Source organism: Aequorivita nionensis, from assembly GCF_046352995.1.
Classification (GTDB): Bacteria; Bacteroidota; Bacteroidia; order Flavobacteriales; family Flavobacteriaceae; genus Aequorivita; species Aequorivita nionensis.
This window is the reverse complement of sequence record NZ_CP130281.1, coordinates 3,105,689-3,128,927: the sequence shown is the minus strand read 5'-3', so window position 1 is coordinate 3,128,927 and position 23,239 is coordinate 3,105,689. Positions and strand designations below refer to the sequence as shown.

The window sequence follows — 23,239 nt, the reverse complement described above, 5'->3', positions numbered from 1 at the left end:
ACCTTCTATTGTTTGGAACATTTGTAATATCCCTCAATTTCCTTTCCTAATAAATTTGTTGTCAGTTAAAAACTGAATCAATGAAAAACTCCCTTGAAAATAATAAAAAGGACGATGTTATCTATATGAGCATTGACCATCTTAAAGAAGGGAGCTATGAATTGAAAATCTTGCACAAAAATAAAGTGATGAAAACCATAAAAATTTTGAAGAAATGAAAACTAAAATATTGCTATTGTTTGTAATAGTTGCAATCATTTTTTCCTGTGGTAAAGACGGTGAGGGTCCTCCTGAATGTTTGTTGTATATGAGTCAAAATTTATCAGAAATTAACTTCAGGATAAATTAAAATAGCTTTCCCGTTTTAAGATTTGTGAATATAAAAATTAACCTAAAAATAAAAATAGATAAAAATGGAAACGACAGAACCCAAAACAACTCCAATAGAAACAAACACATCAACATCAGATGGGAAGTCCATTGCGACTATAGCTTATCTGACTATCGTGGGACTTATTATTGCATTTGTAATGAACAATGATAAGAAAAACGAATTTGCCAAATATCACATCCGCCAATCATTAGGCCTAGCCGCAACGGGATTGGCACTAGGAATTATTGGATTGATACCCATTTTAGGTTGGATTATCAACATACTCGGATTTTTTGTAATAATATATATGTGGATAATGGGTCTTATGAACGCAATAAATGAAAAACAAAGCCCAGTTCCACTGTTAGGTAAAAAATACGAAGAGTGGTTTAAAAATGTCTAAATGATAACTCTATAAATGATAAGAATTATGAAATCTAAATTATTATTAGTTGGACTATTTACGTTCTTTATATCCTGTGGCTTGGAGGATGCAGGAAAAAGTCAATGCGCCATTGATGTTGAAGACACCTTGGATAGTTGGCAAACAACCTATAACATCCAAATGACAGAGGCTGTTGACAGTGAGGGTAATTCACAATCTTTGGAAGCGTGTTTAATTAGAAAGGGATTGACTGAAGAATATATACAATCGTTAAAAAATAGGCGGGGATGGTTGAATTCCAACGGCGGCTGTACTGCCGATGAAAAAAGCACGCTCAATTCGCGAATCAATAATCGTGTGCAGGAACTGGAAGAAGATATGGAAAGCACATGGAACCGTTGCGAGGAAGTTTACGGAAGTGGAGGGTAATTTTTAATTGTTTAATTAGTAGCAAAAGGATAGCGGTAAAAGGTCAACATTTTTATCGCTATTTTTGTATCTAATACTAATTCATTTTTCTAAATGTCTTCAAAAACAATTGAAAAACTTCAATGGCGCTACGCTACCAAACGGTTTGACTCTTCTAAACCCCTTTCAGAAGAAAAGCTGCAGATTTTAAAGGAAACTTTTAATTTAACAGCAACTTCTTATGGCCTACAGCCCTTAAAACTTGTTGTGGTTAGCAATCCTGAATTGAAAACCCAACTAATGCCGCTTACCTACAATCAGCCACAGGTTCGGGATGCTTCACACGTTTTAATTTTGTGTATTGAAAATAATATTAATGAAGACTTTATTACGGATCATTTTAAAAGAGTGGAAGGACATCGGAACACGCCGCGTACCATTTTAGAGCCTTTTGAAAAAGCATTGATTGAAAACTTTTCAAAGAAACAAACTTCTGAAATCCGTCAATGGATGGCAAACCAATTATATTTAACATTGGGCGCACTGCTTACAGTTTGTGCAGTTGAAAAAATAGATGCCTGCCCCATTGAAGGTTTTGAACCAAAAAAATACGATGAATTATTAGGTTTGAATAAAAAAGGTTTGGAATCTGTAATTGTTCTTCCTGTAGGCTATCGCGACGAATCAGACTTTTTTATAAACCTTAAAAAAGTTCGTCGCGGTGTTGACGAACTTGTTATTGAAGTGAATTAAAAAACGCAACCTTTTTTTCTGTAACCATCTTTTTTAAGAAACCTGAAACCTGAAACCTGAAACCTGAAACCTGAAACCTGAAACAAAAAATTATGCCTGGATTTGAAATTTTTGGCGCCGAAGAGCGCAAACAAGTAAACGATGTGCTCGAAACTGGTGTTTTGATGCGTTACGGTTTTGATGGAATGCGCAACAATCACTGGAAAGCCAAAGAGTTTGAAACCGCTTTTGCCAAAAGAATGGATTCTGAATATTGCCAATTAGTATCCAGCGGAACTGCCGCGTTAACTGTAGCTTTGGCTTCTGCTGGCATTGGAGCGGGTGATGAGGTTATTATGCCAACCTTCACTTTCGTGGCGAGTTTTGAATCAATTTTAGCTTTGGGCGCTGTGCCAATTTTGGTGGATATTGATGATACATTGACTATAGACCCAAAAGCAGTGGAAGCTGCAATCACTCCAAAAACCAAATGTGTGATGCCCGTTCATATGTGTGGCTCGATGGCAGATTTAAAAGCTTTGAAAGCAATTTGCGAAAAAAATAATCTAATACTTTTGGAAGACGCCTGCCAAGCCCTTGGTGGAACCTACGAAGGAAAACCTTTGGGAAGCTACGGCGATTTGGGTTGTTTTTCATTTGATTATGTAAAAACCATAACTTGTGGTGAAGGCGGGTCAATTATAACCAATAACAAAAAGTACGCACAAAATGCAGACCATTACCAAGATCACGGTCACGACCACATTGGCACAGATCGCGGTGCTGAAACCCATCCTTTTTTGGGATATAATTTCAGAATTTCTGAACTGAATGCGGCAGTTGGTTTAGCACAGTTGGATAAATTAGACGGAATTTTAAATATTCAAAAACAAAATTATACGATTCTACGTGAAGCATTGGAAACAATTGAAGGTATTACATTCAGAAGAGTTCCTGAAGGTGGTGTAGAGAATTATTCGTTTCTGAATTTTTTCCTACCTACGGAGGAATTGACAAAAAAAGCACACAAAGCTTTATCTGAATCAGGCGTTGATGCCTGTTTTTATTGGTACACTAACAATTGGCATTACATTAAAGGCTGGGAACATTTAAAAAATTTAAAATCTCTTGGCAATCTTTCTTCCGAAGTAAAGAACCAAATGCAAGATTTGAACAATACCGATTTCTCAAAAAGTGATGCTATTATGGGTCGAACTATTTCTTCTTTAATAAAAATAGGCTGGACGGAAAAACAGGTGAATGAACGGGCAACTATAATGAAGCGTATTCTTTCCTCAATTTAACATACCGCTCCCTTTAATTATTTAGCCATTAACCTTTTATCCTATTTATCTGCGACATAACGAATAAACGTATTTGCAATATTTAGTAAGCAACAAACGGAGTATTTTTACTGAAAATTTGTTTGTACTTTTAACTATGTGGCTATGAAATTTGCGTTATTTCTTCTTGTAATTCTATATAGTATCACTTCATTTTCGCAAGTAGGTATTGGCACTACAAGTCCTAATGCACTGTTAGACATTCGTTCCAGCTCTCAAGCAGCTCCTTCAAATATTGATGGTATTCTTATTCCTAAAATTGATAATTTTCCAGGCACTCCACCCTCTGCAGCACAGAATGGGATGATGGTATATTTCACTGGTAATACAACTTACCCGAAAGGATTTTATTATTGGGACAACACTCTCACAAGTTGGAAAGCAGTGGGGTCAAAAAAAATTGATGATCTTTCTGATGCAAAATCTGATAATACTGGCTCTTCAATTTTTTTAGGAATTGATGCAGGTTCAATGGATGATGGAACAGATAACCGAAATGTGGGAATTGGATTTAATGCTTTGAATAGCAATGTTGGTGGAGAACGCAATACCGCTACAGGATTCCATACCCTTTATGGAAATACCACAGGCACAAACAATACGGCATTTGGCTATAAAGCACTAGAAAATAATATTGATACACATTCCAATACTGCAATTGGTTCGCAAAGTCTTACTGTAAATACGGGTGCTTGGAATACGGCCACAGGTTCACAAACATTGAAGGCAAATATCTCGGGAATTAAAAATACCGCAAATGGTTTTCAGGCGCTTAATAAAAACATCGATGGCGAATCTAATACCGCCAGTGGCACCAATGCTCTTTACAATAATCTTACAGGTGATTACAATACAGCTAATGGAGAAGAGTCGCTTTTAAATCTTACTGGAGGAAATGACAATGTTGCCATTGGCTCTTTTTCCGGAAAAACTTTAACGAATGCAAACCGAAATGTTTTTATAGGCGTTAATTCTGGCGGAAATGAAACTACCAATAATGATAGACTCTATATTGAAAACAGTAATTCCGCAACCCCTTTAATAGGTGGTAATTTTGCAACGGATATGGTGGGAATAAATAGACCTATTGATAACTTAACCAATACTTTTGAGGTTGGTGGTGAAGCGTCAAAAGCTTCAGCTGGAGATTGGCTGGCAAACTCAGATAGAAGGTTAAAGAAAAACATTTATCCCATATCTGGTGGCACTGCACTTGAAAAAATTTCAAAAATGAATGGCGTTAGTTATGAATGGAATGATACCCAAACAGGGACGCCAAGACCTAAAGGAATTCAATACGGTTTTATTGCCCAAGAATTGATGGAAGTGTTTCCAGAAAAAGTTATTAAAGATAAACAGGGGTTCTACCAAACTGCTTATGGAACTTATGACGCATTTTATGTGCAAGCTATTAAGGAATTGAAACAAGAACTTGATAAAAAAGAATTGAGGATTATCGAATTAGAAAATAAAGTTAACCAATTACAGGCTTATAAAGTTGAAAGTGAAAAAACCAATGAATTGGAAAACCGGGTTAAAAAACTTGAAGCTTTATTGATAAATAAAACAATCTCCAAAAATTGATTTAATAAGTTACGTATTCCTTAATTTCCAAACCATACCCAATCATTCCTACTCTTTTGGTTTGCTCACTGTTTGATACAAGACGAATTTTATGGATTCCTAAATCGTGAAGAATTTGTGCTCCAATTCCAAAATCCTTGCTGTCCATTTCAATGCGTGGGGCTTTGGCAATTTCGTTTGGTTTTTGGTTTTCTTTTAATTCTTTTAAACGACTTAAAAGATTTAATGATTGGCTTTGTTGATTTATAAAAACAATAGCGCCTTTTCCATCATTATTAATAACGTTAAACATATCATCCAATTTCTGTTCGGCGTTGTTGGTAAGTGTTCCCAAAATATCACCATTTACCAAAGTTGCATTAACGCGGACTAAGACGGGTTCATTTTCTATCCAAGATCCTTTTGTAAGTGCAATATGTATTTGATCGTTTGTAGTTTGTTTGTATGCACGAAGTCTGAAATCTCCAAACTTTGTATTTATTTTGAAATCTTCCTTTTTTTCAATCAAGGAATCGTGTTCCATTCGGTATTTTACTAAATCTTCAATGGAAATTAATTTTAAATCAAATTTCTTGGCAACTTTCATTAACTCTGGAAGCCGCGCCATGGTACCGTCTTCATTTAAAATTTCAACCAAAATTCCCGCAGGTTTCAATCCTGCCAAACGAGCTAAATCAATTGCAGCTTCGGTGTGGCCGGTTCTTCTTAAAACGCCACCTTGCTTTGCACGAAGTGGAAAAATATGTCCCGGCCTTCCTAAATCGTTCGCTTTGGTGTTTTCATCAACCAAGGCTTTAATGGTTTTTGAACGGTCGTGAACAGATATTCCAGTTGTACAACCGTGGCCAATCAAATCTACAGAAACGGTAAACTGTGTGTGGTGCAGTACAGTGTTGTTTTCCACCATCATATTCAAATCAAGCGCGTTGCAACGTTCCTCAGTTAAGGGTGCACAAATAAGGCCTCTGCCGTGGGTTGCCATAAAATTTATCATTTCTGGCGTTACCATTTCGGCTGCAGCAATAAAGTCTCCTTCATTTTCTCGATTTTCATCATCAACGACTATAATTATTTTTCCATTGCGAATATCTTCAATGGCTTCTTCAATAGTGTTTAAGTAAACGGAAGTTTCTTTTTCTGTGGAAATCATAGCTCTTTATAAAGGTTATGCAAAGATATAAAATGTACAGTTGTAATTTGCCAAAAGAAGGTTGTGATTAAGAAAACCCTAGTCAGTTTTCTTTTTCTTTTTTATTCCTAATAAGCGCCCAATGCGTTGTATGAAAGAGTCAAAATCAATAATACCTTGGTCGGTAGTTGCGCGGTATGTTAACCAAATGCTCAGCGGAAGCATAATTCCAGTACTGAGCCAAGATGCTATAAACGGATGCATAGTTCCATCTTCTGCACTGTTTTTTGCAAAAATACCAATAAAATGATACGTTAAAAAAAGTAAAACTGCAACCACCATCGGTAGTCCCATTCCTCCTTTACGGATGATAGCTCCGAGGGGTGCTCCCACAAAAAACAAGATAATACAAGCAAGTGCCAATGCATATTTTTCGTGAAGGGCTATTTCGGTTTTGTTCAACCGTTTTGTTTTGGCTTTAAATTCCACCTTTTTTGCATCTACCGTTTGCAGCGTTCCCTTCGCATTGTTTAGGGCGAGTTTTACGATTTGCAATTGCTGTGTGGGATTATAAATTTCTAAAATAGTATTGATTTCGGGCGGTTTTGAAGATTCAACTATTTGGTCTTCCTGTAATTTCTCAACACCGCTGCGGTAATACATATTTTTGGTATATGATTCAATGTCCTTAGAATAACTGTTAGATAGTGAGTCTATTTCCACCCGAAGCTCACTGATGTTGTACATATTTTGATTGTTGACATTGTTTTCTTTATCAATATCTTGGGCATTCAATTCAGTAAGGTCAATATTGATGGCATATTCGTCAAAATAACTTTTTGCAAAGGGTTCTCCTTTTTGTTTCACAGGATTATTTGTCTGAATATCTTCGTAATAATTCCCTTGTTTAAGAATTAAGGAAAGTGTATTACTTCCTTCTTCACTGGCAAGTTCTCCTTTGTCCGCAATGATTACAGTGAAATTTCCATTAGGACGGGTTTCATTCTTTTTGTGAATTACTACATCTTTCAGATATTGGTCGCGATCGCCACTTTTTTCTTCAACTTTAATATTGAACATATCACCAATCTGGCTGAATTGCCCTTCAGCAATAACCATTGAAGGCTGAAATTGTGAAATATTCCGACGCAGGTTTTGCCATTTATATTCGGAATAGGGGATAACGTTGTTGGCAAAAAAGAAAGCTGTTATTGCCAAAATAACAATAAAGCCAATCACACTTCCCATAGCGCGTTGCAGGGAAATGCCGGTTGATTTCATTGCCGCAAATTCATATTTTTCAGCAAAACTTCCAAAAACCATTAATGAGGTAACCAAAATTGTTAACGGAAGTACCAATGGAATAAGTCGAGGGGAAACGTACCAAAGAAACTTCAGTACAATCCAGACGTCCAAGTCTTTTCCGGCCAATTCAGAAATGTAAAGCCAAATGGTCTGCAGGACAAATATGAACATTAAAATAATGAAGACGCTTACAAACGTCTTCAAAAAGGTCACTAATATATACCTGTCCAGTATTTTCACTTATGTGCGGTTAGATTTTGTTTATGTAATAACCGTCTTTTTTGTATTTAGCCTCGTCAAAAGTAAACAAGGTTTTGGAAACAGGTTGATTTGTTTTAAAGGAATTTACGGTAAGTGTGTATTTTGTTCCTTTGGCGTCGGTCTGTATCAGTTTGTAAATATGTTTTGTCTGTACATCTATTCCCAAAAGAATATCTTTAATTTCGGCTTTTGAATCAATAGGAATAAGTTTTACAAACTGTATTTTTCTTCCCTTTACATTTTGCTCAATATCCATTTTATAGTTGTAACCTTTTTCATAAAATGTCAGCATTTTTGAAGGAGTAATTTCCTTATCATCATTTGCATTGTATGCTGAAATGGTTACTTCTTCATCTTCGGGAACGATTGTGTATATATTTTTTCCATCAAAAATTCGGGTAGTGCCAAGCATATTCAACACATATTTATTGCCCTGAAGTGTAACATCGCCACGGGTTTCCTGGTTTACATTTTCTTTGGAATTGTTCAAATTATATTTGAAGTCGATTGAAATATTATCGTAGCTTTTTGCTTTCGCGGAAACTTCTTTCAGCAAAGATTTTGCATCCTGTGCCTGTGAAAAAGAAGTTATAAAAAGAGCGGTTAAAATAATACTGAGATTTTTCATTTTAATTATCATTTATTTCATTATCTAAAAGTTGATTTAAAGCATCTATGGTCGGAACCAAAACCTGCCGTGCCTTGCTGCCTTCAAAAGGGCCAACAATACCCGCCGCTTCCATTTGATCAATAATTCTTCCAGCCCGGTTATATCCCAATTTAAGCTTTCGCTGTAATAATGAAGCAGAACCTTGTTGTGCAATTACCAATACTTCTGCGGCTTCACGGAACATTTTGTCGCGTTCCTCGATGTTAATATCAAGATTTGTGCCACCTTCTTCACCAACGTATTCCGGAAGCAAATGTGCATCGGGATATGCTTTTTGTGAGCCAATAAACTCCGTAATATCAGCAACTTCGGGTGTATCAACAAATGCGCACTGAATACGTGTCAGTTCATTGCCTTGCGTATAAAGCATATCACCACGACCAATAAGTTGATCTGCCCCAGAATTGTCTAAAATGGTTCGGGAATCAATTTTACTTGTTACCCTAAACGCAATACGCGCTGGGAAGTTGGCCTTTATAATACCTGTGATAACGTTAACCGAAGGCCGTTGTGTAGCAATAATCAAATGAATTCCGATTGCCCTTGCAAGTTGCGCCAATCGGGCGATTGGCGTTTCCACTTCCTTTCCGGCAGTCATAATCAAATCCGCAAATTCGTCAATCACTAAAACGATGTAGGGCAAATAATGGTGGCCATCATTTGGGTTCAGTTTTCGGTTTTTGAATTTTGTATTGTATTCTTTAATGTTTCGAACCATCGCGTCCTTCAGCAAATCGTAACGCGCGTCCATTTCAATACAAAGTGAATTTAAAGTATGAATTACTTTTGTGGTGTCAGTTATAATAGCTTCCTCTGTATCGGGAAGTTTTGCCAAATAATGCCGTTCAATTTTGTTGAAAAGCGTCAGTTCCACTTTTTTTGGATCTACCAAAACGAACTTTACTTCTGCGGGATGTTTTTTATAAAGAAGGGAAGTCAATACCGCATTCAACCCAACCGATTTACCTTGCCCAGTGGCTCCAGCCATAAGCATATGCGGCATTTTTGCCAAATCAACAACAAAGGTTTCGTTGCTAATGGTTTTTCCAAAAGCTATTGGAAGTTCCATTTCGGCGTTTTGGAATTTTGCGGAAGCAATTACTGAACGCATTGAAACCACTCGCGGATTTTTATTTGGAACTTCAATACCAATGGTTCCCCTTCCCGGAATTGGCGCGATGATACGGATGCCCAAGGCTGAAAGCGAAAGGGCTATATCGTCTTCCAAATTTTTAATTTTTGAAATTCGGACTCCCGCATCGGGAACAATTTCATAAAGCGTTACCGTTGGCCCAACCGTAGCTTTAATATTTGCAATTCCAATTTTATAATTGTTAAGGGTTTCAACAATTCGGTTTTTGTTTTCTTCAAGTTCTTCCTGGTCTATGGTAATACTTCCGCCAGCAGTGTGGTCTCGCAACAATTCTATGCTTGGGAATTTATAGTTGCCCAATTCCAGTTTTGGATCGAATTCTCCAAAATCCTTTACTAGTTTCGCACTTATATTTTCAATTTCCTCTTCTTCGGGGGCTTGCTCCACTTCCATTTCAACATCGCCTTCCACATCAGATTTCAGAATAATTTTTTCTGCTACAGGAGGAGTAGGGGGAGTTATTTTTTCTTCTATATAGGGTTTAGGAATTTCTTCTTCCTCTTCTTCATCGGATTCCCCATTATCATTTTCAACATTCGCCACCTCTTTCTTATCAGTTACAAATTCAGATTCAATTTGCTCTTTTGAACTTCGAAAGGCGTCAATAGCCATTTCTGGGGTTAGTTTTAAACGCACGACCAAATAGACAATCAGTATAAAAATCATTATCAACATTGCGCCCACCAAGCCTAAATAATCCTGCATTAAATCATTGGTTTCATAACCGATAATTCCACTGAAAATCGTTGTTTTTTCTCCGAAGAAACCGAAGAATACTGAAATCCAAAGCATCAAAAGCAATCCCCAAAACCAGAATTTTAAAAGTTGTTTTTTGGCATAATCGAAAAAATAATAAATTCCGGTTAGTGTAACTAAAAACCCAAAAATTAAGGCCGAAATACCGAAACCGTCATAAATGAAAAAGTGGGCCACATTTGCTCCAAATTTATTGAGCCAGTTTTTTGTTTGCAGTTCGCGTTCGGCCAAAAGACCAATTTCACTTTGGTCTGCTTGCCAAGTAAAAAAGTAGGAAATAAAGGAAAACAAAAAAGCCAGCCCCAACAAAAACAAAAAGCTACCCAATAGTATTTTTTGTTGTTTGGATAGCGAAAAGCTTATTTTTTTGCGCGGTGCGCTAGTGTTTTTGTTCTTCTTTTTAGCCATTAATAGATGGGTTGTCTTTCAGCAAAAATACAAATATCAATGTGGAAAAATTCAAATTACAAAAAACAAATTCCAAATAAGTTTTAATTTCAATAAAACTTGGGAAAGTAAATAATACAACCAATAATAATGGCAGTTATTGCAGCAAAGAAAACAGCTCCGGCGGCAACATCTTTTATAAAACCGATTTTATTGTGAAAATCCGGGTGCACAAAATCTGCAATTTCCTCAGCGGCTGTATTTAAACCTTCAATACTCATGACCAAACCGATTGCAAAAATTTGAAGCATCCATTCAACTGCCGAAATTTCAAAATAAAATCCAGCAAACGCCATTATAATTGCGATAACAGCTTGTACTTGTATACTCGCTTCAGTGCGGAGCAAAAGCAAAGCGCCTTTAAATGCGTATCCGCATCCTTTAAGGCGCTTTCCCAAAAATGAATTCCACATTAGTGAAGAGCTTTTATAGCCGAGGCATAATCGGGTTCTTGACCAATTTCAGGAACTTGTTCAGAATATATTACTTTATTGTTTTCATCCAAAACCAAAACAACTCGTGAATGCAAGCCTTGAAATGCGCCATCTTTGATTTCCAATCCATAGTTTTTTCCGAAGCTACCATCTTTAAAGTCGGATAGCATTTCTACATTTTCAATGCCCTCTGCAGCACAAAAACGTTTTTGCGCAAAAGGTAAATCCCTTGAAATACAAAGAATTTTCGTATTGTCAAGTTTTGATGCTTCCTCATTAAACTTTCTTGCGGAAGCTGCACAGATGCCAGTATCTACACTTGGAAAAATGTTGAGTATTTTTCGTTGACCGTCATAGTCTGAAAGTGATTTTGAAGAAAGATCGGTTGTTGTTAATTTAAAATTAGTTGCTTTAGAACCAATAATGGGAAGGCTTCCCGTTGTTTCTATTGGATTTCCGCCAAGTTTTATAGATGCCATAATTTTTATTTTAATGTGAAGTATAAAATTACATAAAGCATTTCAGTTAATTTATAAAAGGTTTCATAAAAAGAAAAGTCCTTTTCGGGAAAGAAAAGGACTGTTTCAAAAAATTTAACTTCTGATTAATTTAAATGCTGAGAAAGATAGTCAGCAACACCTTCGCGGTTAGCGTTCATTGCTGTTTCACCTTCTTGCCAGTTTGCAGGACACACTTCACCATTTTTTTGAACGTGTGCATAAGCATCAATCAACCTCAAAAATTCTGAAACGTTTCTGCCCAATGGCATATGGTTTACACTTTCGTGGAAAACGGTACCTTCTTCGTCAATTAGGTAAGTTGCTCTGTAAGTTACGTTATCTCCGTCAACCATTAACAAACCTGTTTCTTCATCATAGCGCTCGTTGGTGCTGTCAAGAATTCCAAGAGCACTTGAAAGGTTGCGGTTGGTATCAGCGATAAGCGGATAAGAAACTCCTTCAATACCGCCATTGTTTTTTGGTGTATTTAACCAAGCAAAGTGAACCTCTGCGGAATCACAGGATGCACCAATAACAAGTGTATTTCTTTTTTCAAATTCGCCCAAGGCAGCTTGAAAAGCATGCAATTCTGTAGGGCAAACAAACGTAAAGTCTTTTGGGTACCAAAAAAGGATTACTTTTTTGCCTTCTTTTTTTGCGGTTTCAAAAATGTTTATGTTTTGGTTTACACCTTTGTTGTTAATTGCATTTACAGCAATGTTTGGAAATTTTTTACCTACTAAAGTCATATATTTTTCTTTTAAAATTTACTCTTTTTTGACGGTGCAAAAGTACCCATTTAAGAGAGTAATAAAAAGTAATACATACTTAAAATTCTATTAAAGTATAGGCAAAATATATAGTAGGGTTAATCGCTTTAAAAAATTTTAAAACGGTAAAATAATAAGATTAGGCTAAGCTTTTTTTACTTCAGAAAGCTGTCTTATTTTTATACGGAATGCTGCAAAGAGAAGCGTCATAAATGGGCTGAGCCAGTTAAAAATAGCATAGCCGGCATAATGAAGTGTATCAACGCCCAAAACGCCACTTTGGTAAGCTCCACAGGTGTTCCAAGGAACTAAAACGGAAGTGACCGTACCAGAGTCTTCCAATGTTCGGGAAAGGTTTTCAGGTGCAAGACCTTTATCCTTAAATGCTTTCGCATACATTTTTCCCGGAATTACAATAGCCAAGTATTGATCGCTAGCGGTAACATTCAGAGCTAAACAACTAATAACTGTACTTGCAAAAAGACCAAAAACAGTGTGAAACATTTTCAATAGTGCTTTGCTAATTGTTGCTAAAGCACCTATAGCGTCCATTATACCGCCAAAAGTCATTGCACAGAGAATCAACCAAATTGTACCCATCATTTTACTCATTCCGCCTGCTGTGAAAAGCCCTTTCAGCGCTTCGTTTTCAGTTGGAATTGAAGTTTCAACTGTGATGGCATTCATAATTCCTTTGTAAGCGGTTTGAAAATCTAAATGGGTTCCACCTCCGATTGCAGTTACAATTTCGGGTTGAAAAATTAAAGCGGCAATACCTCCTAAAAGCGTTCCTATCAACAAAGCTATCAATGGAGAGGTTTTCATAATAATCAAACCAATAACTATAATTGGAACAATAAAAAGCCACGGACTAACATTTAAAGCATCATTAACAGCAGCTAAAATTAAATGGGTGTCAGCGCTCCCCGTAGTATCCAAATTGAGTCCTATAATTATAAAAACGATTAAAGTAATTATAATGGTTGGGGTAGTGGTGTAAAGCATGTACCGAATGTGCGTAAACAAATCTGTTCCCGCCATTGCCGGGGCGAGATTTGTAGTATCGCTCATGGGTGAAATTTTATCTCCAAAATAAGCTCCGGAAAGAACAGCTCCAGCAGTCATTCCTAATGGAACATTTAATGCATCTGCAATCCCGATTAAAGCAATACCCACTGTAGCTGAGGTGGTCCAACTACTTCCCGTGGCAACAGAGATTATTGCGCAAATTATAACACAGGCCGCTAGAAAAATTGTTGGGTTCAACACCTGTAAACCATAGTAAATCATGGTTGGGATAATACCGCTAATAAGCCATGTCCCCGCCAATGCACCTACCATCAATAAAATCAAAATGGCACTTGCAGTAGATTTTATATTTACTGCAACTTCTTCCAGCATTTGTTCAAAACTCACTTTATTGAAGAAGCCAACAATAGCTGCAACCGCGCCACCAAGCAAAAGAATAAATTGATTTGAACCACTTAAAGCGTCGCTACCATAGGTATAAACGTTATAGGCAAGCATTCCAATTAACGCAAAAACAGGGATTAACGCCTCCCAAATATTCAGTTCTACGTTTTCTACAACCTGATCATCTTTGGGGTCGGTGGGTTTTATTTCTTGACTTTGCATAGGGAAGTTTTAATAATGGAATGTAATGTTACGATTTTGTGAAAACCTATGCAAATTAAAAAAGGGAACAGATTAGCTGCTCCCTTTAAAAACTATTTTTGAAATAATTCCTTACAACACTCCAACTTTAACCATACACTCACGCATCATTTGATACGTACGAGCAATATCATTATCCAACCCAATCGAGAAACGAATCAAGCCATCACTAAGCCCCATTTCTTTTTGTTCCTCTTCTGGAATTTCTGAAGAAGTGGAAGACCCCGGCGCACTGAAGAGTGTTTTATAAAAGCCTAAACTAACTGCCAGATATCCAAGATTGTGCTCCTGCATCATTTCCATTAATTCGTTTGCTTTATCGATTCCGCCTACGTCAATCGTCAACATTCCGCCGAAACCGTATTCCTCGTTCATCATTTTTTTGAAAAGCTCGTGGCCCGTGTGTGATTTCAATCCGGGATAAACCGTTTTCAAACCATCGGCCTCAAATTTTTCAGCTAAATACAAAGCGTTTTCACTGTGTTGTTTTATGCGAATGTGAAGCGTTCTAAGATTTTTCAAAATAGAAGCCGCACGCAAACTGTCCATAGCAGGACCTAAAAGCATATTGGCGCCATCATTTACATTCCGAAGGGCATCAATAAATTCCTGTGTGCCACAAGTTACACCGCCCATGGTATCGCTACTGCCGTTTATGAATTTTGTTAAACTGTGCAAAACTACATCAGCTCCCAAATCCGCTGGCGAAATGCTCAAGGGTGAAAAGGTATTGTCAACCAATAATTTCAGGCCGTGTTTTTTCGAAATCTTTGAAAGGGCTTCAATATCCGCAATTTCCAAAAGTGGATTGCTTACTGTTTCGCAGTAAATAATTTTTGTGTTCTTAGTAATTGAATTTTCAACTTCATCCAATTTTGTAATATCTACAAATGAGGTTTCAATATTCAATCGCGGAGCAAAGTTTTTTAAGAAAGCATAAGTTCCGCCATAAATAGTCCGGCTGGAAACTATATGGTCGCCCGCTTTACAAAGCTGAAGAATTGCCGGGGTAATTGCACCCATTCCGCTTGCTGCAACATTTGCGGTTTCGGTTCCTTCCATTGCTGCCAAAGCTTGGCCCAAATAGAGATTGGAAGGGGTGGAGTGGCGTGAATATAAATAACAGCCGTCCGCATTGCCTTCAAAAGTATCGAACATCGTTTTTGCGGAAAGAAAGGTATAGGTTGAAGAATCTGAAATGGAAGGATTGACCCCGCCAAATTCGCCAAAGTATTGTAAATCCTGAATTTTGTCTGCTGGTTTAAAAGCCATGATAATTATTTTAGGTTGTTCGGCAAATTTGCGAAAAATTAAAGGAGTGGTAAAATTATATGCCATTTCCTTTTCTAATTTTAGTTTTCAGAATTGCCAAAACTTTATTGATTATAACTTTTACTATCTAAGCTTTAACTGTTAAATTTGCACTTCAATTTTAAAGAGATATTTTATGAGCACTTATGATGTAGCAATAATTGGTTCGGGTCCCGGTGGATATGTAGCAGCAATCCGTTGCGCACAATTGGGTATGAAAACCGCAATCATTGAAAAATATGATGTTTTGGGTGGAACCTGCCTGAATGTAGGCTGTATTCCGAGCAAAGCGTTACTGGATTCCTCACATCATTATGAAGATGCGATGAAACATTTTGAAGAGCACGGGATTGAAATTTCTGGCGATATAAAATTGAATTTGAAAAAAATGATAGAACGCAAAGCTTCGGTTGTGGATCAAACCACCAAAGGAATTGCGTTTTTAATGGATAAAAACAAAATTGACGTTTTCACAGGAATGGGCGCTTTTAAGGATGCAACCCATATTGAAATCACCAACGGAAAGAAAAAAGAAACCATTGAAGCGAAAAATACCATTATTGCTACCGGCAGCAAGCCGTCAACGCTTCCTTTTATAAAATTGGATAAAGACCGAATTATCACTTCAACCGAGGCTTTAAATATGAAAGAGGTTCCAAAACACCTTATCGTTATTGGCGGTGGTGTGATTGGTTTGGAACTTGGTCAGGTTTATCACCGTTTGGGCGCTGAGGTTTCCGTTGTGGAATATATGGACCGGATTATCCCAACCATGGATTCCGCACAAAGCAAGGAATTAATGAAGGTGATGAAGAAACAAGGGGTGAAATTTTACGTTTCGCATAAAGTTTCCGCAGTTTCCAAAAAAGGAAAGGAAGTTACCGTTACTGCAACCGATAAAAATGATAAAGAAGTAACTTTTAAAGGCGATTATTGCTTGGTTTCCGTAGGAAGAAAGCCTTATACGGAAGGATTGAAAGCTGAAAACGCTGGCGTGAAAATTACAGAACGTGGAATGATTGATGTTAACGATCATCTTCAAACCAATATTAAAAATATCTACGCCATTGGTGATGTGGTTCGCGGGGCAATGCTTGCGCACAAAGCTTCGGAAGAAGGTGTTTTGGTCGCTGAAATAATTGCCGGACAAAAGCCACATATTGATTACAACCTAATTCCGGGCGTAGTTTATACTTGGCCGGAAGTTGCTTCAGTTGGAAAAACAGAAGAGCAACTTAAAGAAGCAAAAGTAGAATACAAAAGCGGCCAATTCCCGATGCGCGCTTTGGGAAGAAGCCGAGCGAGTGGTGATACAGATGGCTTTGTAAAAATCCTTTCCGATAAAAAGACCGATGAGGTGCTCGGAGTGCACATGGTTGGTGCCCGTGTTGCTGATTTAATTGCCGAAGCAGTTACAGCTATGGAATTCCGTGCCAGTGCAGAAGATATTTCTAGAATGAGCCACGCACACCCTACGTATGCAGAGGCTGTGAAAGAAGCCGCACTTGCCGCAACGGATGACAGGGCTCTTCATATTTAAATAATACTACTTTAACTTCATAAAAAAAATGTCGGCAAATTTTGCCGACATTTTTTTTATTTCAAGGAAGAAGAAAAATAATTATTATTTTATAATTCCTCCACAGGCAACTCTACCTCCAGCATCGCCGGTTGGTTGCGTTACAAAATCATCTGTACCTTCGTGTATAATTATAGCTTTGCCGATAATGTCTTTGTTTTCATCACCACAACCTATACACCATTCGTCAGTTTTCATAGAAATTTTTCCCATTCCTTCAGCATCAGCTTCAAAATTACCTATGTCACCTTTATGATATCCTTCAGGATCGCCCCACTTTCCGTGTTTTTGATGGGTTGGATTCCAGTGACCTCCAGAAGATTTCCCGTCATCTGAGCTACAATCTGCTTTTTCGTGAAGATGGATTGCATGGGTTCCAGGTTTAAGACCTGAAAATTTGGCTTCCAATGTCACCGTTCCGTTTTCTTCAGAAAAATATGCTTCGCCCTGTGCAGTACTACCGCTTTTGGACTCCATCATAACAGAAACTGTTTTGGGCTGCTCTTTTGTTACATCCTGTTGGGTTGCAGATTCCATTTCGACGGAATCATTCATTCCGTCCTCAGCATCTTTGTCTTTTTTTTCATTTTTACAGCCTACAAACGCCATTACGGCAAAAAGACTGCAAATTAAACTGATTTTTTTCATGATTTATTTTTTGGTTTAATACTAGTTTTAAATTAAAGGTACAATAGTTTTTATGTGACTGCAATAATTTAAGAGTATTTTAAAAGTTTAAAGTACTTAATTCAGAGGTGTCAGTTATATCGTTTCGGTTGAGTTGATATTGATAAATTCCATTTTGCCCTATGGCAATTAATAAATCACCTTGTATAATTACATCAAACGCCAGCCTGTTTATGTTGTGAACTAAAACTGAATTTGCAGGATCAGAAATATCGAAAATTTTTATTTCATCATCACATACAAACAAATAGTTTCTGTAAAGTCCCATTCCTTTTGGAAAGGTTAGATTTCTCACACTTAACAATGTGGGGTTTACCACATCAGTAATATCATAAATTTCCAATTGGTTGACTGTAGTTCCACATCCTAAATCTGACCATAGCGTAACAAAGGCTGTTGTGGCATTTGCCACAACCGGATCACAAGAGGTGAAATGCTGCACATCTGCAAGATATTCTGGGAACTCAGGATTACCAATGCTATAAATAAACATTCCATTCTGCGAACCTATGTAGAGATATTCCTTATAATTGAAAAGAGTTTCGATTCTAAAGCTGATAGGAATATTATTTACGAATACGGGGTCTGACGGAGTTGCGATGTTATAAACATTTAAGCCGTATTCATCTACAGTGTATAGATAATCTCCCAGCATTGCAAAACGTGCCAAGGATCCACCTTGTCCATCATTATTGCCCATAGCTTCATTTTGAGATCCATTTTCACCATCTTGGCTACAAGCCAATGTAAAAGCTATTGATATAATAAAAAATACTATTTTTTTCATGGAGTGTTGGTTTTTGGTATCCAGTTTACAACTACACTATTCTGTGGCATACTATTGGGGTAAAACCCATCTGGTGAAAGCATTTCAGGGAAGGTGTTCTTTATCCGTTTAGAAACATTAAGCCCTCCGGTTTCCAGATTTACTTGAACAGCGATAAGATCTGTTGCTTGATTAATAAAGAAAACGTTATCTCTTATAGCCAAATCTGTTGCTCCCGGAGATTCTATAAAATAAATAGCGGAAGGGCTGGAAGGATTTTCATTATTGAAGACATGAAAACCTTCGTTCTTTTCATTAATGAAAAGGTAAGATTCAATTACATAAATTTTTCCAGCATTCACTACCGGTTTAGCAGAGGAGAGTAATACACTACTTTCAAACTCAGGCCGCTCCATAAACACTGGTTCATATTCAGATTCAGCAAAAGGCGGAGGAATATCATCATTTCCGTTACAATCGCCATACCAACAGCAGCTTTGCAAAAAAGTTACAGCAAATATCAAGAGAATTAAATGTGTTTTTATCTTCATAAATTTTGGTTTAAATACAATACAATTTTACAAAATAGATCAACGCAATATATGCAGATTTTATGAGATTTTTAAAGTGGTGATAATTTGTGTTTTAGTATGCAATGTTTTATGAACAGGACATTTATCCGCAATTTGGAGCAGTTTAGTTTTTTGTTCTTCGGAAAGGTTTCCAGTTAATTTTATTTCACGTGTAAAGGTGTCTATTTTGGCTGAATCTTCTTCACAATGCTCACAATCCACCGCATGATCTTTGGAATAGTTGATATGACAAGTTACATTTTCCACCTTCCAATTCTTTCTTCTTGCATACATCTGTATAGTCATAACAGTACAAGCAGCAAGGCCTGCGGAAAGAAACTCGTAGGGTGAGGGTCCAAAGTTGTTTCCGCCAAAACTTGTGGGTTCATCAGCTATGAAATAATGATCGCCAAGTTTTAGGTGGGTTGTGAATTTTTCATCATCATTTAGACTTGCAGCAACTTTACTTTTACTTTTTATTGCTTCAACCGGAGGAATTTCTACATAGCGGGAAGCCCAGCCTGCAATTACCTGACCCACATACTTGGAATCTTCTTTTTTGCTTAAAAGATGGTCAACACCATCAAGCGAAACAAAACTTTTTGGATGACGGGCCGCTTTATATATTTCTTCGGCATTTTTAATGCCAACTGTTTTGTCCTGTGGAGAATGTAAAATTAAAAGTGCCTTTTTAAAATTGCTTACAACATCAATAAGCGATTTGTTTTCAAGGTCATCCAAAAATTGTTTTTTAATTGTGAAGTCCATTCCTCCCAAATTCACTTTCGCCTTTCCGTTTTTGGTAATTTCGTGCGCGCTGTCTTTCAGCAAATGCTTTACGTGTGAAGGGTCGCTGGGCGAATTGATTACAGCCACAGCTTTAATTGAAGAAACCTTGTTTGCCGCAAAAATAGCAGCGGCACCGCCCAAAGAATGTCCAATTAATAAGGTGGGAGCCCTATAATTTTTTTCTAAAAAAGTTGCGGCTTCAACAAGATCCTCTACATTTCCAGAGAAATTTGTGTTTTCAAAATCACCCTCACTTTCCCCCAAACCCGTAAAATCAAAACGAAGCACGCCAAACCCCGCATCGGTCAGTGCACGCCCTATATTTTTTATTGCCGTTAAATTTTTTGTACAGGTAAAGCAGTGCGCAAAAATTGCAAAATTATGTGGCTCTTGGTCTAAAGGAAGTTCCAAACGGCCCGCTAGCTGCTCTTCGTCTTTGTTTGTGAACGATACTTTATGAATATTCATCAATGAAGGTTTTGTGTATGTAATTTACAGAACATTTCCGGTAAAGCCATTAAAAGACTCTTTTTTTCTATAGTTGCCGTTGCTTGGTCAATTTCGCCTAAAAACTCACCGTCTATTTGGAAAGGTATTTTTTTTATTGAGTTAATCTTCGCTTTATTGGTTGAAACCACACGAACAAAATCATCGGACATTTCGGGCTTATCGTTTATTGTCTTAAAAATTTCGATAAAGTCAAGGCTTTTGAAAATGAGGATTTCAAACTTGCCATCGTTCATTTTGCCGTTTGGGTTAATGGTGGCGCCTGTTCCAAATTTATTTGCATTGGCAATGGCGAGGAGTATTCCGGTTTCCTCAAAAGTTCCTTCTTCGGTTTCCACACTGAAATGGAACGGGGAATCTGAATTAAAAAGCGTGGGGATGGATTGTAAAAAATAGCCCATTTTTCCACGAATACCAGAATCTTCATAGTTTCGGATAAGTTCTGCATTTATGCCCAAATCGGCAATGTGGAGACAAATTTTTCCATTTATGAACAGCGCGTCCAATTTCATAGTGCAATCTGAAAGTGCAATTTCTATCTGTTCCGGAAGTGTTTGCGGAAGGTTGAAATTAACGGCCATTCCGTTTGCGGAACCCGCTGGAATTATTCCCAAACAAATATCAGTTCCTAAAATACATTCTGCCACCAATGAAATGGTTCCATCGCCGCCAGCTACTAAAATTCGCGACGGCTTTATTTCTTTTATAATGGATTCAATAGCTTCTTTGTCTTTTTTTCCGCTGGTTTCGTAAAGTTTGAAATTGATTTTTCTGCTTTTAGCTTCCTCCTTTACTGAAGTTATAATGGGAGATTTGTCGGAATCACCTGAAATAGGGTTGACTACGAGCAAAACATAATTTTCTGAATTCATTAGTATAGTTTGTTTTTAAAATTAAGTAATTTGGAAATGCTAAATCGTTAACGAAATCTCAATAAGTGAAGCTTGATTTAAAATTGTACCGTGGCTATGTAAACAAAGAGGAATTGGTTGTTTTTGGCCACGTTTTTAAATCTTGGGCCCCAGACAAATACAGAATGGACCGAAAGGGCATCCGGCACGCGGTTTCGGTGATACATATGTTTCGTATTAAACCTTTGGAAAATGTTGAGGTAACTCTGAAATTCAAAAATATTGTAGTCACAACCAAAACCTTGGCTGACGGCTATTTTAGATTTACAATTCCTTATTCCGAAAACATGGAAAGTGGCTGGCATCCGTATGAAGTTAGCTGTAACTTGTATGATTATGGCATCGTGCAGACTTCAGAGTTGTTGAAACCTTTTGAAAGTAAAGTTGGCGTAATTTCAGATATTGATGATACGTTTTTGGTTTCGCACAGCGGAAATTTCTTCAAAAAACTTTACATCCTTCTTTTTAAAAACATCAACAAACGCAAGGTTTTTGAAGACGTTGTGCCACATTATCAAGCGTTGAGCAGGGCAGGGCAGGAGAACGAAACGGCCTCAAATTCATTTTTTTACGTTTCCAGCAGCGAATGGAATTTATATGAATTTATTGATGCTTTTGCGCGGTTGCACAAACTTCCGAAAGCAGTCATTAAATTGAAAAAAATTAAAACGGGAATTTCAGATTTCCTTTTCACCGGAAGGGGAAGCCATAACCACAAATTCGAAAAGATAAAGGATATTATTATGTTTTATCCAAAACTGGACTATGTTCTTTTGGGCGATGACTCGCAAAAAGACCCTTATTTATATGAACGCATCGTAAAAATTTTCCCCGAAAACATTAAGGCTATTTATATTCGTCAAACTTCCCGACGCAAAAAACAACAAGCTGCAGCAGTTCTGAAAAATATTGAAACTATGAATGTTGCAACTTGTTATTTCAGCAATAGCGAAGAAGCTATTGCGCATTCCGCAAGGATAGGAATTCTTTAAAATTTACACCTTTCTATTTTTAGAAGTAGTTTAACGTTTCGGCTTTTTTTATAAACAAGTATTGTTTTACTTTTAGATTATGAACAAGAAAGAAGCCAAGAGCGGATTTATCTTCACCAAACACACTCCAAAAGACCAATCGCCCTTCGAAAAACTTTTCGATGTTTTTCAGGAATTGATTACGCACACCTCGGGCGATTTTGATGAAGCGATGGACTGGTTGAAACAGTTGGATGAAGAATATAACCTTACAACGGAAGATTATACACTAGATGATTTTGTGGAAGATCTTAAAAAGAAAGGTTATCTGCGCGAAGAAATAAAGATTGACGGCTCAAACGGATTGGCAATTACCGAAAAAACCGAAAGAGCCCTTCGGAAACGAGCTTTGGAGCAGATTTTTGGAAAGCTCCGGAAAAGCGGCGCAGGAAATCACCGAACCAAACAAACGGGTAGGGGAGATGAGCAGGCTGGAGAGTTTCGCGATTATCGATTTGGCGATTCTTTGGAACAAATCTCAATGACGGAGAGTTTTAAAAATGCGCAGGTAAATCACGGTCTGGGCGATTTCACACTTTCAGAAAGCGATTTGGTGGTTGAGGAAACCATGTATAAAACCCAAATGAGCACAGTTTTGATGATAGACATCAGCCATAGTATGATTCTTTATGGCGAAGACCGAATTACGCCCGCAAAAAAAGTGGCGATGGCGCTTTCAGAATTTATCACAACGCGCTATCCAAAAGACACCTTGGATATTTTAGTTTTCGGAAACGACGCTTGGCCTATTAAAATAAAAGATTTACCCTATTTAAATGTAGGTCCGTATCACACAAATACCGTTGCTGGACTTCAATTGGCGATGGATTTATTGCGAAGAAAACGGAACACCAACAAGCAGATTTTTATGATAACTGATGGAAAACCAAGTTGCATCCAACTTTCAGACGGGCGTTATTATAAAAACAGCAACGGTCTTGATAGTTATATTGTAAACAAATGTTACGCAATGGCTTCACAGGCACGAAAACTTCATATTCCAATCACCACTTTTATGATTGCGGAAGACCCTTATTTAATGCAATTTATTGAACATTTCACAGCAGCAAATCAAGGCAAGGCATTTTATACAGGGCTGAAAGGGTTGGGTGAAATGATTTTTAGTGATTATGAAACGAACAGAAAGAAAAGAATTAGATAA

The 23,239-nt window shown here is 37.3% G+C and carries 23 protein-coding genes; 9 read left to right on the top strand and 14 right to left on the bottom strand.

Translation table 11 applies throughout. The annotated features are described in order from the left end of the window. The first annotated feature begins 80 nt into the window (after positions 1-80). The 6 genes from Q2U82_RS14270 to Q2U82_RS14245 all read left to right on the top strand — a co-directional run bounded on the left by Q2U82_RS14270 (position 81) and on the right by Q2U82_RS14245 (position 4,825). Entirely contained in the window at positions 81-218 is a 138-nt protein-coding gene (locus Q2U82_RS14270; RefSeq protein ID WP_410005525.1) for a hypothetical protein, read from the top strand. A gap of 195 nt (positions 219-413) precedes the next feature. Next, entirely contained in the window at positions 414-776 is a 363-nt protein-coding gene (locus Q2U82_RS14265; RefSeq protein WP_410005524.1) for a DUF4870 domain-containing protein, read from the top strand. A 27-nt stretch (positions 777-803) separates the two neighbouring features. Continuing rightward, positions 804-1,187, top strand: coding sequence for a hypothetical protein (locus Q2U82_RS14260; protein ID WP_410005523.1), 384 nt, complete (start codon positions 804-806; stop codon positions 1,185-1,187). A 93-nt stretch (positions 1,188-1,280) separates the two neighbouring features. After that, entirely contained in the window at positions 1,281-1,919 is a 639-nt protein-coding gene (locus Q2U82_RS14255) for an NAD(P)H-dependent oxidoreductase (protein WP_410005522.1), read from the top strand. 92 nt (positions 1,920-2,011) lie between these two features. Further along, on the top strand, positions 2,012-3,202 hold the full coding sequence (locus Q2U82_RS14250; protein WP_410005521.1) for a DegT/DnrJ/EryC1/StrS family aminotransferase: 1,191 nt from the start codon (positions 2,012-2,014) through the stop codon (positions 3,200-3,202). Positions 3,203-3,346: 144 nt separating this feature from the next. Further along, positions 3,347-4,825, top strand: coding sequence for a tail fiber domain-containing protein (locus tag Q2U82_RS14245; protein ID WP_410005520.1), 1,479 nt, complete (start codon positions 3,347-3,349; stop codon positions 4,823-4,825). 1 nt (position 4,826) lies between these two features. Here Q2U82_RS14245 and ribB read toward each other — a convergent pair whose 3' ends face one another. From ribB to Q2U82_RS14200, 9 genes are all read right to left on the bottom strand, one after another. After that, on the bottom strand, positions 4,827-5,975 hold the full coding sequence (gene ribB / locus Q2U82_RS14240) for a 3,4-dihydroxy-2-butanone-4-phosphate synthase (protein WP_410005519.1): 1,149 nt from the start codon (positions 5,973-5,975) through the stop codon (positions 4,827-4,829). A 78-nt stretch (positions 5,976-6,053) separates the two neighbouring features. Then, positions 6,054-7,499: an LptF/LptG family permease gene (locus Q2U82_RS14235; protein ID WP_410005518.1), complete on the bottom strand. Its 1,446-nt coding sequence runs from the start codon at positions 7,497-7,499 to the stop codon at positions 6,054-6,056. Between the two features lie 10 nt (positions 7,500-7,509). Next, positions 7,510-8,148, bottom strand: a complete 639-nt coding sequence (locus Q2U82_RS14230) for a LolA family protein (RefSeq protein WP_410005517.1) — start codon at positions 8,146-8,148, stop codon at positions 7,510-7,512. A gap of 1 nt (position 8,149) precedes the next feature. After that, positions 8,150-10,507 carry a DNA translocase FtsK 4TM domain-containing protein gene (locus tag Q2U82_RS14225; protein WP_410005516.1) on the bottom strand — a complete coding sequence of 786 codons (2,358 nt, stop codon included), beginning with the start codon at positions 10,505-10,507 and terminating at the stop codon, positions 8,150-8,152. Between the two features lie 89 nt (positions 10,508-10,596). Further along, positions 10,597-10,959, bottom strand: a complete 363-nt coding sequence (locus Q2U82_RS14220) for a diacylglycerol kinase (protein WP_410005515.1) — start codon at positions 10,957-10,959, stop codon at positions 10,597-10,599. Further along, positions 10,959-11,459 carry a thiol peroxidase gene (gene tpx / locus Q2U82_RS14215; protein WP_410005514.1) on the bottom strand — a complete coding sequence of 167 codons (501 nt, stop codon included), beginning with the start codon at positions 11,457-11,459 and terminating at the stop codon, positions 10,959-10,961. The genes Q2U82_RS14220 and tpx overlap by 1 nt, the downstream gene beginning before the upstream one ends. A 125-nt stretch (positions 11,460-11,584) precedes the next feature. Further along, a complete protein-coding gene (locus tag Q2U82_RS14210) occupies positions 11,585-12,229 on the bottom strand; it encodes a peroxiredoxin (RefSeq protein ID WP_410005513.1) in 645 nt (214 codons plus the stop codon). Between the two features lie 165 nt (positions 12,230-12,394). Then, positions 12,395-13,885 carry a Na+/H+ antiporter NhaC gene (nhaC, locus tag Q2U82_RS14205; RefSeq protein ID WP_410005512.1) on the bottom strand — a complete coding sequence of 497 codons (1,491 nt, stop codon included), beginning with the start codon at positions 13,883-13,885 and terminating at the stop codon, positions 12,395-12,397. A gap of 111 nt (positions 13,886-13,996) precedes the next feature. Continuing rightward, a complete protein-coding gene (locus Q2U82_RS14200) occupies positions 13,997-15,196 on the bottom strand; it encodes an aminotransferase class I/II-fold pyridoxal phosphate-dependent enzyme (RefSeq protein ID WP_410005511.1) in 1,200 nt (399 codons plus the stop codon). Positions 15,197-15,371: 175 nt separating this feature from the next. On the opposite strand from Q2U82_RS14200, the gene lpdA reads away from it, so the two are divergent. Next, a complete protein-coding gene (gene lpdA / locus Q2U82_RS14195; RefSeq protein ID WP_410005510.1) occupies positions 15,372-16,775 on the top strand; it encodes a dihydrolipoyl dehydrogenase in 1,404 nt (467 codons plus the stop codon). Positions 16,776-16,859: 84 nt separating this feature from the next. Here lpdA and Q2U82_RS14190 read toward each other — a convergent pair whose 3' ends face one another. The 5 genes from Q2U82_RS14190 to Q2U82_RS14170 form a co-directional block, all read right to left on the bottom strand. Further along, positions 16,860-17,462, bottom strand: coding sequence for a superoxide dismutase family protein (locus Q2U82_RS14190; protein ID WP_410005509.1), 603 nt, complete (start codon positions 17,460-17,462; stop codon positions 16,860-16,862). Positions 17,463-17,541: 79 nt separating this feature from the next. Continuing rightward, the gene (locus Q2U82_RS14185; protein WP_410005508.1) at positions 17,542-18,288 is read right to left on the bottom strand and encodes a hypothetical protein; all 747 of its coding nucleotides are present in this window, start codon (positions 18,286-18,288) and stop codon (positions 17,542-17,544) included. Further along, positions 18,285-18,818, bottom strand: a complete 534-nt coding sequence (locus tag Q2U82_RS14180) for a hypothetical protein (RefSeq protein WP_410005507.1) — start codon at positions 18,816-18,818, stop codon at positions 18,285-18,287. Before Q2U82_RS14180 ends, Q2U82_RS14185 begins: the two co-directional genes overlap by 4 nt. Before the next feature lie 60 nt (positions 18,819-18,878). Continuing rightward, a complete protein-coding gene (locus Q2U82_RS14175; protein WP_410005506.1) occupies positions 18,879-20,096 on the bottom strand; it encodes an alpha/beta fold hydrolase in 1,218 nt (405 codons plus the stop codon). Further along, complete coding sequence (locus tag Q2U82_RS14170) at positions 20,096-21,007, bottom strand: diacylglycerol/lipid kinase family protein (RefSeq protein ID WP_410005505.1); 912 nt, start codon at positions 21,005-21,007, stop codon at positions 20,096-20,098. The genes Q2U82_RS14175 and Q2U82_RS14170 overlap by 1 nt, the downstream gene beginning before the upstream one ends. Before the next feature lie 65 nt (positions 21,008-21,072). Between Q2U82_RS14170 and Q2U82_RS14165 the strand changes: the two genes are divergently transcribed. Together Q2U82_RS14165 and Q2U82_RS14160 are read left to right on the top strand one after the other, a co-directional pair. Then, on the top strand, positions 21,073-22,038 hold the full coding sequence (locus Q2U82_RS14165) for an App1 family protein (protein ID WP_410005504.1): 966 nt from the start codon (positions 21,073-21,075) through the stop codon (positions 22,036-22,038). Positions 22,039-22,117: 79 nt separating this feature from the next. Continuing rightward, on the top strand, positions 22,118-23,239 hold the full coding sequence (locus tag Q2U82_RS14160; RefSeq protein ID WP_410005503.1) for a vWA domain-containing protein: 1,122 nt from the start codon (positions 22,118-22,120) through the stop codon (positions 23,237-23,239).